The sequence below is a fragment of the Thermodesulfobacteriota bacterium genome (assembly GCA_040753795.1).
GTDB lineage: Bacteria > Desulfobacterota > Desulfobacteria > Desulfobacterales > Desulfosudaceae > JBFMDX01.
The window spans coordinates 57,096-69,802 of sequence record JBFMDX010000013.1; the positions used below are offsets into that span (position 1 = coordinate 57,096).

Here is a 12,707-nt window from a genome sequence, read left to right on the forward strand (position 1 = left end):
ACATGGACATCTCTGTTGTAACCACTCTTTACTACTCCGAACCTTATATTAATGAATTTTACGAGAGGATCAGCGGAGCGCTCCAATCCATCACAAATGATTATGAAATCGTCTTTGTTAATGATGGGTCTCCCGACAATTCTCTCGGGGCGGCGCTGGGTATCCATGAAAAAGACTCAAGGGTAAAAATTGTGGATTTGTCGAGGAACTTCGGTCACCATAAGGCCGTTATGACCGGCCTGTCATTAACCACGGGAGACCTTGTCTTTCTGATAGACATCGATCTTGAAGAAGAACCCGAGCTGTTAAACAAGTGCCATGAAGTTTTCAAAAAAACCAATGATGTTGATGTCGTTTATTGTGTCCAGGAAAAACGCAAGGGAAAATTGTTCGAGAGAATCAGCGGGTCCGCTTATTACTTTCTTTTCAATCTGTTATCCTCAAATTATCTCCCGCCCAATCTCATTATGGCCAGGCTGATGACCAGAAAATATGTACAAGCCTTGATCATGCACAAAGAAAGCGAAGTCGAACTGGGGGGCATATATTCGATAACAGGTTTCAAACAGATCTCATTAACAGTAAAAAAAGGAAGCAAGGATAAAACCACCTACACACTAAGGAAAAAGTTGTCCCTGACCATAAAATCAATTACCGGTTTCAGCAATAGGCCGCTAATCTATATTGCCGTATTGGGGGCGTTTATATTGTTCCTGTCATTTCTATATGCGCTATATGTTTTCCTGGTGAGAGTATTTGTCGGGGAGGCGCCCAGCGGATACATGACAATCGTTTTATCCATATGGTTTTTAGGAGGTCTGACGATTTTCAGCATAGGCGTAATTGCCATTTATCTGTCTGTGATATTTACTGAAGTAAAAAACAGGCCATATACGATAATTAAGAATATTTATCAGAAAAAATAAAGATCTCCGCACTGGGAATTGTTTTCCAACGGACTGACAGGTTACTCTTACAAAAATGAAATGCGCTGGAAATAATTCAACCTTATTCCTGAATCCCCTCGCTTCGCTATTTCTTTTTCTATTATTACTGGTCACACTCGCGGTGAATCTCGCCGTTCCTATCCGGGAAGGTGATCTGTGGTGGCAAATGGCATATGGGCGCTATCTGTTAGCCAACAACACGCTGATACCCGACCATACGGCTTTCTCCTGGACACCATCAGACGGCAGCATCATCTATTGCGCCTGGATTGCCGAAATATTTCTTTATGTTTTATATAAAATCGGCGGGCTCGCCACTCTCTATCTACTTAAATACGGTTGTTTTCTTTTCTTCCTATATATACTCTGGCGCCAGGCTCTCAAATATCAGATCAATTCACTCCCGCTCACATGGCTTATTTGTCTCTTAAGCCTCCTGATGATTGACCAGGCGGCTTATATCAAGCCTGAAATCTTCTCGTTTGTATTTATTCTTCTAACCGCCTGGACCTGGGAAAATTTTAAAAGTACGGATAAGCATGGTTATTCCTGTTACCTTTTCCCCTTCTATATATTACTTTGGGTTAATATCCATGGAGGGTTTATTTTCGGATTGACTTATCTTGTCTGTCTTGGCTGCGGGGAAATATTAAATATATTATTTTCCTCTCAGCAGAAACTACCTCTCAAAAAACAGACGCGCTTTTTCTTTTCACTGTTTCTTTGTTTTGTTGCGATATTCATAACGCCATATGGATGGAAGTATCCGATCCAATTGGTTAACAACCTTTTTTTAGGCGGATTGGATGTCGAACATTATGAAATGGTTTTTGCCTACAAATCGATTTTAGACAGACAGCTATGGCCCCTTCATTTTATTGATTATCTGGTTCTGGCCATCATTATATTTCTCTTTTTATTAGTGGTGAATATCAGGAAAAGAGGAATTGACTATTCACTGATTCTTTCCAATATTATTTTTTTATGGCTTTTTACCCGTTTTCTGCGTACCACATACTTCTGGGGTGTCATTTTTGCTTTCAGTGGTTTTAATCTGCTTTACCAGCTTGAGCCGCAGAAGGCGCTGTGGAATAAGCAACGGCAAAAATTTACCAAGTATTTTATTGTTATCCTGTTCCTGTTTCTCGCGTTTAGGAGCAATTACGAATCCGTCTTTTGTTTGCATGGCCCCAACTGGTTGGGTTTTGGTAACAGTTATATAAACCCCCAAGACGAGTCCCGTTTTATCAAAGAAAATTTTGCCGGTTTACGCCTTGGCAATGACTATGACACGGGTGGATACTTGTTGTGGGATCTCTGGCCTGATACAAAAGTTTTCATTGACCCCCGCTATTTCCCTTTTCGTGACTGGTTTGTTGAATACCGTGAATTTGTCTCCGGCAAAAATCCATCCTTTATTGACAAGTTTCCCTGTGATGTGTGGTGTCTTAACCTGATATATCCTGTTGTCAGCGATTTCTTGCAATCCAATAACTGGAGATTAGTATACTACGGCCCTTCAGCCTGCATATTCGCTAGAAAAGAATTGTTAAAAGGCAACCCGGCGATACAGGTTTCTGATTCTCTATCAAACATCAAATCACTTGCCCAGGCTATGATCGCCCTTCAGTTCACGGTAAGGATTAATGATCTAAATACATCCAAAAAAATTGTCGATAGTTTTAATTTCAACAAATTTATTCCCACACACCGATCCCTGGTTGCCCAGGCATACAATTCATTCGGTGGCGTCCTTCTAAAGAATCATCAATATGACGAAGCAAAAAAATATTTTGACAAATCATTAAAACTCGCTCCCCAATATGCCCCTGCTTATGGCAATCTGGGAGCCGCGTCTTTTATCGAGGAAAGGTATGATAAGGCAATAGAGTATTATAATATAGCGATAGCAATTGAGCCTACCAACCCGGAATATTACTTCAATCTTGCCTTGATTATGCAATCTCAGGGTGACGTTGAAAATGCCGTTATAAACTACCGGCATTCCTTGCGATTGGATCCCAATCAGGCCAATATCTATTTTTTTCTCGGAAATATTTTTTTAGACAAGAATAATAATCAAGAATCTATTGCGTATTTTCTTGAGGCATTAAAAATATCTCCGAATTTTCTTCCAGTTTTAATCAAGTTGGGGCAGATATATTATCAAAACAGGGAATATAATAAATCCATCGAATATTTTAAGAGAGTTTTAGAACTACAGCCTGATTTAAAAAAGACATACTTTAATATTGCCTGTTTATATGCAAAACTGAATGATCTTGACATGGCCATTCACTGGCTGCAGCTTGCTGTAGATAAGGGATACGATAACTGGGATAATATAAAAAAAGACCCGGACTTGAACAGCATCAGGCAGACTGATGATTACCGGCGTATCATTGAATCTTCCCCCCCGCTGTGATATTCTCCAGAAGAGTCCTGGCTTGATGACAATCAGGATCGACCTCTAAAACTCTGCGATAATATTTTTCGGCCGACAGCAGATCACCCCTGGAATGGTAACAGATCCCTGCTGTCATGAGCGCATAAATATTAGCGGGATGTTCCTTGATCGCCTTAAGACAGAATTCTATCGTTTTATCTTTGGCCTTTTCATTATATGCACTTCTTCCCAGAATGGCATATAGCTCACTTTTCAGTTTGAGATTATGCCGTATGATGTTCGTATCTTCTATAAGTGATTGAGCGGTGTCATAATCCTTGATCATCACCGTAAAATCAAAAAGGCGCCTGAAGTGCCTGTGCTCGCTGACTTCGTTGATGGTTTTGGCAACACTTCTATCCCGGGCATCAACCGATTGACTGCCTTTTTTCACAAAAATACAACAAGACGGTCCATAGAATATTAACTCCCAGTCGCTTGAGTTAACAAAATAAGGAATAACACCGGAACCGATTTCCAGACACCAGAGATCACACGGGTGCTTTTGCAGAAAAGCCTCTACATCCACACCATCAATGAATTTCAGATATTGTCCATACCAGTCCTTAAAAGGAAAGTATCTTGCATCGATCATTGTTTTTATCTCCGGCCATAGCACCCATGAAAGGTAACTGCCGCTATTGTCATCATTGCCGATGTCTCTTCCGGAGTAATGTTCCTTTATAAATCCGGATTCCTCTACCGGCAGGGGGCACAGCGTTCCAAAACCAAGCCGGAGACCGGAAAAACGTTCCCCATTCATTATATTTACAGATAACAATACCCCCACGAATAATATCAGCGGTAAGCGATGAGCCATCACCCGTTTCCATCTTGATAAAACCGGTGAGAAACGAACGGATGATATAAGATAAAATGAACTGAAAGCGAAAACCGGGGCATGCAGAAACATCGTTCTGATAAATGTCAGGTACAACCCCGAAAAAAGAAGCATGGGAAGGACGATTGTCCAATCCGGAGCACGGGACTTGAGCTGAGTCCAAAGCAAAACCATGATGATGACAACAGATATCAAAAAGTACAGCAGATAACTGATTGCTGCCCGTCTGGCTCCGGCGTTTATACCCATTATTTGAAACAATGACTGATATTCCATAATTACATTCAAGTGGTTCTGAATTCCAGGCTTGTCCAGCAGTTCAGCCAGAATATAGGCGGGGTATTTCCACCCATGCGGGGTGACAAACAGGGCAATTGAACACAGGGCGAATGAAATAAAAAAATGTTTTTGAATAACCGGCTGGAGCGTTTTATCAGGGGAAGTAAAAATATTCAGAAGTTCTCCGATACAAACGCAAATCAAATACGTATAACCGAATATCCACCCGCCATGAGTGTTAACCCAGACCAGCATCAAAACAGGCAGGATATAACATCGACCGCGTTCCCTGATGGAAGCCGTTTTCAACTGAAACCAGAGAAAAACCAGCACGGTCATATAAAGGCATGAAAACAGATTGGGCTTTATGTTGCTGGCGCAAATCGTAATGGTCAGGGATAATAAGATGATAAACCAGGTCATCGGTTGATCGATAATCATCCGCGTTCTGGCATACCTGATCAGAAAAAACAGATGGAGGATATAAACAGCGTAGCGGAATACAAATAACAGCGACAGGCCGCCTATCTGGTAACACAGATAAAAAAAGATCTGCGCCAGCCAGGTCGCGTAAGGGATATCTTTACCGGCAGGCGTCCAGGTAAACGCCTGATGATCGACTACCAGCGTATGGTTCTTGACGATATATTTACCATAAGAAAGATGGAACCAGATATCACCGTCGGTTATGGGCCGGGTACCGAAGTTGACGACGGTAAAAAACAGCGACAGGGTAAAAATGACGGTCAATAAACCGGACCGGGATGAGGGAAAAACCGTTTCCCCGTGGGCATTCAGTTGTTGAAAAGTTAGTTTCCGCTGGCTGATATGGCCCATCTATCGTACCGTTCTTATCCGCATCTTGTCCGGACGAAAATTGTTTTTGCCTTTATCCTGATTGGTTCCGGCTAACCCGATTACTCATTTTTGATTTTCTGAACATAAATATCAGCGCTTGAAAGGCGTGAATGGAAAACGTCCGCAGGAATTTGGGATCTTGCAGCAGTTGGCGGGAATAATAGTCCAGAAAGCCCCTGGGATTGATGAAGGGAAAACGGCAGAGATTGGTGAAATAGGTCAGGACCTGAATCCGACGCAGATCGGCGGTGGTAAAATCTCCCGTGGCCAGATCCGACTGAAAATAATTATTGGCCTCATGGTAGGCGTAGTCGGCACGGATATATCCCTCCTGCAGGCACTTTTCCCAGAGTTCAGAGCCCGGCAGGGGGTTGAAAATAAACGGGCAGATATAATCCAGCTTCAGATCCAGGGCAAACCGCATTGATTTTCTGATGGCGGCCAGGCTTTCGCCGGGAAACCCGATAATAAAATAGCCGACGGTCCCGATCCCGTGTTTTTTGGCCAGGCCAGCCACTTCCCGGACCTTATCAAAGGAGAACGGCTTTTTAACGAAAGCGTCAAATGATTCCCGGCTCCCGGACTCTATGGCCAGAGTGATTTCATAACAGCCGCTTTTCTTCATCAGCCGGATCATCTCTTCATCCAGCGTCCATAGGGCAATGCCATTGGGCGTGTTCCAGGGCATGGCCAGACCGCGCTCGACCATACCGGAAAAAATCGCCCGGGCCCTTGGCCGGTCGATGGTGAGATTATCGTCCTGCCATTTCAGTTCTTCAACGCCAAATTTCTCTCTAAGATGAGTGATTTCCGCCAGCACGTTTTCGGCCGAACGCTTGCGGAAACGCCCCCCCCAGTGCCGCCAGGAGGAACAGAAGGGACAGGCGTGAGGACATCCGCGGCTGGAGACAATCGGCGTGTTCCGTTTTTTACGCCAGTGCAACCCCATGGGGACCATGGCGTCAAAATACTTTTCCATGGGCAGCAGGTCCCGGGCAGGAAACGGCAGGGTATCCAGGTTTGCTATCCACTTTGTCCGCGGATTGATTTTGACCTGTCCGTTTTCCCGCCAGGCGATTCCGTCGATGGCCTCCCGGCCTCCGCCCCGGTTATGGGCCTCGATGATAGCCCGCAGACCGAGTTCGCCCTCACCCAGCACGACATAATCCACGTCCGTGGATGTCAGAACGAACTCCGGCAGAAAAGAGGGATGCGTCCCCCCCGCCACCACGACTATATCCCGATCGATATCTTTCTTGAGCCTGCGACTGATTTCGGCGATACAGGCGGCCTGCCCGGAAAACAGGCAGGACAGGCCGACCATATCCGGTGAAAACGCCCGGATACGGGCAATGATGTCTTCATAGGAGAGGCCCACCCGCTCCATGATCCCCCGCACCGGTATTCTTCTGTCCGGTGCTTCCGCCAGGCAGTCCAGCAGTGCGACATCGACCATGTCCCGGATATATGCGGCCAGAGAGGCGATGCCCATGGGCGGGCACACCATGGTATCGACCTGCCGGATATCATACATGGGCGGGAAGATCAGCATTACCCGTTTGATGGGTCGCAAACCGACTTTAGTCATCAGTACATCCCTGACAGACCATGCCGTTACCTGTTTTCGTTATGAAATAGGTTGATACCGGAAAGCGTCCTTCAACTTTCCGTACCCTGCACCTTGAACCTCATACCCTGAACCTTATACCTCGTCCCTATATACCTCACCCGCATTTTACAAAAAAGAAAAAATATATTGACAATCACTTATCAAAAGTCTTAAATAAAAATTTTAAAAAACAACAACATGTTTTAAGGAGGCAAAGCAGCGGTGGCCAATCATGCATCAGCATTGAAACGAGTAAGACAGAGCGAAAAGCGCTCTTTGCGCAACAAATCCAGGAAAACGGCGGTCAAAACCGTCACCAAACGACTGGAAGCCATGATCAGCGAGAGTAAACCCGAGGAAGCGGCCGGCCAGTTCAAAAAGGCCCAAAAAATGATCGCCAAAAACGCGGCCAAGGGCGTTTTCCACAGGAAGACAGCCTCGCGGAAAATTTCACGCATGGCCAAACGATTGAATTCAATAACTTCTTCTTAATCAATCATCCATTGACGGCCTGTGCCCGGATCTCCGGCGCAGGCCGTATGTTGGCATGCCATCGGATCCAATTCTTTACACTCTTATCCGCTTTTACGACTTGCACCCAGCTGTTTTTTAAAGTACCCGCGCCAGGCATAAAACAATAATACGTCAAGTCGGCTCCGGTAATAGAAGTAAATCCAGCGATGGGCTTCTTGCGTTAGAATCCGGCGGTCATCTGATTGTACATCCGTTGCGCCAGTTCTTCGGAAAGTTTTTCCACTGCCCGCCGCAGGTGCTGATCGGTGACGGATTTCTCGGCAGCAACCAGATAGTCTTCGCTCTCGCTGATACGATCGACCGCCCACAAGGTCCGCCCATCCCGGGACACCAGCCGACCGCTCACCGTCACCCGCACCTGTCTCTCCACTGACGCGTATTCGTCCCGGTGACTGACGGTGTCGGTGCTCACGGACTCGATCACGCCGGAGAAAAACGCGTCAGCCCCGTTCTTCTCCGCCAGGCTGTCAGGACGGCGCCGGGTAAACTCCCGGATCAGGCTGTCGGTAAAATTGCTCTCAATACCCAGCAGCGCGGACTTGTTTTTAAAAACCGATATAAAAACGGTGCCGGCACCGCCCGTCAGTTCACCCGTCCCTGCGAAGCGATATCCGCAGCCGGCTATCACGGCCCAAAAAGCAAATGCCAGAATGAAAGCCAGCCCACCCGGCAATCCTGTTTTCCGCATTTTTTCGCCTTGTTGATCAGATAACGATATTCACCAGTTTGCCGGGCACAACAATCACCTTCCGGACGGCTTTGTCGCCGATAAACTTTTTCACTGGTTCGCAGGCCAGGGCCATGTCCTTAAGGACCGGTTCGCCGTCCTCCGGAGAAGCCATGAATTTCCCTCTGAGCTTACCGTTGACCTGCACCACGATGACCTGCTCCTCCAGAACCAGGGCGGATTCCTGAAATACCGGCCAGGAGGCGAACAGGATGCTCCGGGCATGGCCCAGCGACGCCCAGGCCTCTTCGGAAAAATGAGGCGTTATGGGCGAAAGCAGCAGGGCCAGGGTCTGGATGACGCCCTTCATCACCTGGTGCGTCTCGGTAAGGCCATCGTCATCGACGGCATAGGCTTCGTTGACCAGTTCCATGACGGCGCTGATGACGGTGTTAAAATGAAAGCGCTGATCAATGTCCACGGTGACCCGTTTGATGGTCTGGTGCATCTTCCGGAACAGGGGCTGCAGCCTTCCGGGGAGGGTTTCGATCCCGCCTTCGAACGGCTCAACATTCCTGACTGCACCCATCCACTGCGAGGAAATGCGCCAGACCCGGTTCATGAACCGGTAGGCGCCTTCCACGCCCTGGTCGCTCCATTGCAGACTTTCCTCCGGAGGAGACACAAACAGACAGAACAGCCGGGTCACGTCGGCGCCGTAGCTGTCCAGCAGAAAATTCGGGTCGACCACGTTTTTCTTGGACTTGGACATTTTCTCCACCCGGCCGAACACGACCGCCTTCCCGCAGCGGGTGCAAACAGTCTGACCGTCTTTTCTGACGGCTTCTTCCGGGTACAGGTATCCATGTTCCGGGCAGGACACCGTCTCCTTGCAGACCATGCCCTGGGTGAGCAGGCGGGTAAACGGCTCCTTAAAGTCAACCAGCCCCAGGTCGTGGAGCACCCGCGTGAAATAACGGGAGTAGAGCAGATGAAGCACGGCATGCTCGACCCCGCCGATATATTGATCGGCCGGCATCCAGTAATCCACGGCGTCCCGGTCGAATATGGCGTCCGTGCTGCGCGGGCTGCAATACCGCAGGTAATACCAGGAAGAATCGACGAAGGTGTCCATGGTGTCCGTTTCCCGGCGGGCCTGGCCGCCGCATTGCGGGCAGGCAGCCCGTACAAAACTGTCCAGCACCGGCAGCGGCGATTTGCCGCCCGGTAGCAGGGCCGCGTCCACGGGCAGCACCACCGGCAGGTCGCCGTCTTTCACCGGCACGATGCCGCATTTATCGCAATGGATCATGGGGATGGGCGTGCCCCAGTACCGCTGCCGGGAAATCCCCCAGTCCCGCAGGCGGTAACTGACGGTTTTCCGCCCGATTCCCCGCTGTTCCAGACAGGCGGCGATGTCATCCAGGGCCTGGCGGTTGTCCCGGCCGTTGAAATCGCCGGAATTCACCAGGTTGCCCGGGCCGGCATAGGCTTCGGTCAGGTCCTCCGGCTTCAGGTCCCGGTCTTCGGGGTTGATGACCACAATGATGTCAAGACCGTATTTTTTCGCAAATTCAAAATCCCGCTGGTCATGGGCCGGAACGCTCATGACGGCGCCGGTGCCGTACTCCATGAGGGCGAAGTTGGCCGTGTAAACAGGCATGCGTCGGCCGGAAAAGGGATTGAGGCACCAGGCGCCGGTAAACACCCCTTCCTTTTCATAAGACTCGATGGTTTTACTGGTACGATCCGTGGCGGACATTTTTTCAACAAACCGGCGGACCGATTCCTCTTGAGAAGTCCCGGCGGCCAGCTGTTCCACCAGCGGGTGTTCCGGCGCCAGGCACATGAAAGTCGCGCCAAAAACCGTGTCCTGACGGGTGGTAAAAACGGGTATGACCAGGTCGCGTCCCTCCACGGGGAAACGGATCTCGGCGCCGACGCTCTTGCCGATCCAGTTCTTCTGCATGGTCAGCACTTTTTCCGGCCAGCCCGGCAGACGGTCGCAGTAGTCCAGCAGGTCTTCGGCGTAATCGGTGATGCGGAAAAACCACTGGGGCAGCTTCTTCTGGCGCACCCGGCTGCCACAGCGCCAGCACTCGCCGGCCTCCACCTGTTCGTTGGCCAGTACGGTGGTGCACTTGTCGCACCAGTTGACGTAAGACTCCTTACGGTAGACCATGCCTTTTTCGAACATGCGGATAAACAGCCACTGTTCCCACTGGTAATATTCCGGACGGCAGGTGGCGATCTCCCGGCTCCAGTCATAGCTCAGGCCCATCCGCTTGAGCTGGGACCGCATGTAACTGATGTTGTTCCAGGTCCACTCCGAAGGATGGGTGTTGTTGGCGATGGCGGCATTTTCCGCCGGCATGCCGAAGGCGTCCCAGCCCATGGGATGCAGCACCGAATATCCCTGCATCCTTTTGTAGCGGGCGATCACGTCGCCGATGGTATAATTGCGGACATGGCCCATGTGGATCTTGCCGGACGGATAAGGGAACATTTCAAAGGGATAATATTTCTTGTGCCCCTGTTCCTCGGTCGCCCGGAACAGGGCGTTCTTTTCCCAAAAGGACTGCCACTTCTCTTCGATTTCCTTAAATGGGTACTTCTCATCCATGTATGTACTGCCCTCCACTATTGGCTAAAAGGGTTCAAGGGGTCGAGGGGCCAAGGGGTCAAGTGAACCCCATCGCCCTGTCATCTCCACCCCATGGCAATGTCTTATCTGATCAAATCCTTAACAATGAGATATATAAAAACCCCTGGGACAAAAACACCACAAAAAACCGAGATTAAAACTTCAATGATCATAAAAAATCTGTTTGCAAAACCCGACGCCTTCCATTCTTGGATTTGGGCTCTCCGAAATTTGGAATTAAAAATAAACGCCCAGAAGAATATAAAATAGCCGGCAATCTCAACCGCGTCACCCACTGCCATGTATTATTCCTGTAATCTTTGCGCCCCTCTCCCCTCAACGCCTCAACCTCTCAACGCGCTACTTGTAGCGCCCTCCCCCCTTGTACCTTACACCTTATACCTTATACCTTGAACCTTTACCCCCCGTTCTCCTGTTTCACCGCGTTGATAATTCCCGTCGTACTCATGCCCTCCTTCAGAGGTACCAGACATACCCTGCCACCGTAATCCTCCACCACCTCACGGCCGACCACGGTTTCCGGACGGTAGTCGCCGCCTTTGACCAGGACATCGGGCTTGAAGGCCGTGATCAGCTCCAGCGGCGTGTCCTCGGAAAAGAGAACGACCATGTCCACACAGCCGATAGCCGCCAGTAGCGCGGCTCGTTCCTGTTCAGGGAGTACCGGGCGGCTGGGGCCTTTCAGGCGCCGGACCGAGTCATCGGAATTGAGACCGACGATCAGTCGGTCCCCCTCTTTGGCCGCGGCATGCAGCAGCTTGACGTGCCCGGTGTGCAGCAGGTCAAAACAGCCGTTGGTAAACACAATCCGGCTCCCTTCCCGGCGCCAGACAGCAATCATCTTCTCGGCTTCAGCCCGGGAAAAGATTTTTCCGTCCGCGGCCCGATGCCGGCCCCGGATCACGGCTTCCAGTTCGACCGTGGTAACCGGCACGGTGCCGACCTTCTGCACCACAATGCCGGCGGCGCAATTGGCCAGAACCGCCGCGTCGCCCATGGGCAGGCCGCAACCATACGCCGCCGCCACGACGCTGACCACCGTATCGCCGGCCCCGGACACGTCAAACACTTCCCGGGCTTCGGTGGCGATGTGCATGGGTGCCATCTTCCGGCCGAACAGGGACATGCCCCGGCCGCCCCGGGTTACCAGCAGATATTCCAGATGGTATTTTCTGATGACCTCGGCGGCCTGTTCCTCGAACCGGCCTTCATCATCGACAGGGACGGAGCAGACGGCGGCAAATTCAGCGGCATTGGGAGTGACGCAGGTGGCCCGCTCGTACCGCGACCAGTCGCTTCCCTTGGGATCGACAAACACCGGCACGCCGGCGGCCGTGCAGCGGGAAATAAACACTTCCGTCAGGCCATCGGCGAATAGCCCCTTGCCGTAATCCGACAGGATAACCACATCCGATCCGGCCGCCCGTTCCTCGAAATCGGCGATCAGGCGGTCTTCATTCCGGTCACTCGCCGCCCACCGGCGTTCCTCGTCCAGGCGGACCAGTTGCTGCTTCTGGGCGATCACCCGTGTTTTGGTGGTGGTGATATGACGGTCGTCCTTCATCACGCGGTCATTAATGTTATTCTCCTCCAGAAGCCGGGCCACGCACTCGCCGGCCGGATCGTCGCCGCGGACACCGATCAGAGAAACGCGACAGCCCAGACCGGCCAGGTTAAGGGCCACGTTGCCGGCCCCGCCCAGTGTGTATGTTTTCCCGGTGACATTCACTACCGGCACCGGCGCCTCCGGCGAAATCCGGCCGACCTCGCCCCAGTAATATACATCCAGCATGACATCACCGGCCACCAGTACGCGGCAGGATGAAAGGTCAGGACAGTAGATGGTCATGAATGACGTCCT

General features: G+C 50.3%; 8 protein-coding genes. 3 read left to right on the forward strand and 5 right to left on the reverse strand.

Annotated features, from left to right (window positions below):
• Positions 1-2: 2 nt before the first annotated feature.
• Both AB1724_14460 and AB1724_14465 read left to right on the forward strand, forming a co-directional pair.
• Positions 3-926, forward strand: a complete 924-nt coding sequence (locus tag AB1724_14460; GenBank protein ID MEW6079013.1) for a glycosyltransferase family 2 protein — start codon at positions 3-5, stop codon at positions 924-926.
• A gap of 55 nt (positions 927-981) precedes the next feature.
• Positions 982-3,372, forward strand: a complete 2,391-nt coding sequence (locus tag AB1724_14465) for a tetratricopeptide repeat protein (GenBank protein ID MEW6079014.1) — start codon at positions 982-984, stop codon at positions 3,370-3,372.
• Here AB1724_14465 and AB1724_14470 read toward each other — a convergent pair.
• Both AB1724_14470 and AB1724_14475 read right to left on the reverse strand, forming a co-directional pair.
• A complete protein-coding gene (locus AB1724_14470; protein MEW6079015.1) occupies positions 3,347-5,350 on the reverse strand; it encodes a tetratricopeptide repeat protein in 2,004 nt (667 codons plus the stop codon). The two genes, AB1724_14465 and AB1724_14470, sit on opposite strands and share 26 nt — an antisense overlap.
• Positions 5,351-5,402: 52 nt before the next feature.
• The gene (locus AB1724_14475) at positions 5,403-6,959 is read right to left on the reverse strand and encodes a cobalamin-dependent protein (protein MEW6079016.1); all 1,557 of its coding nucleotides are present in this window, start codon (positions 6,957-6,959) and stop codon (positions 5,403-5,405) included.
• 243 nt (positions 6,960-7,202) lie between these two features.
• Here AB1724_14475 and rpsT point away from each other — a divergent pair, with 243 nt between their 5' ends.
• Positions 7,203-7,472 carry a 30S ribosomal protein S20 gene (rpsT, locus tag AB1724_14480; GenBank protein ID MEW6079017.1) on the forward strand — a complete coding sequence of 90 codons (270 nt, stop codon included), beginning with the start codon at positions 7,203-7,205 and terminating at the stop codon, positions 7,470-7,472.
• Between the two features lie 202 nt (positions 7,473-7,674).
• On the opposite strand, the gene lptE is transcribed toward rpsT, so the two are convergent.
• From lptE to hldE, 3 genes are all read right to left on the reverse strand, one after another.
• On the reverse strand, positions 7,675-8,202 hold the full coding sequence (gene lptE / locus AB1724_14485; protein MEW6079018.1) for an LPS assembly lipoprotein LptE: 528 nt from the start codon (positions 8,200-8,202) through the stop codon (positions 7,675-7,677).
• A 16-nt stretch (positions 8,203-8,218) separates the two neighbouring features.
• Entirely contained in the window at positions 8,219-10,804 is a 2,586-nt protein-coding gene (gene leuS / locus AB1724_14490) for a leucine--tRNA ligase (protein MEW6079019.1), read from the reverse strand.
• Positions 10,805-11,243: 439 nt separating this feature from the next.
• The gene (gene hldE, locus AB1724_14495) at positions 11,244-12,695 is read right to left on the reverse strand and encodes a bifunctional D-glycero-beta-D-manno-heptose-7-phosphate kinase/D-glycero-beta-D-manno-heptose 1-phosphate adenylyltransferase HldE (GenBank protein MEW6079020.1); all 1,452 of its coding nucleotides are present in this window, start codon (positions 12,693-12,695) and stop codon (positions 11,244-11,246) included.
• Positions 12,696-12,707: the final 12 nt, after the last annotated feature.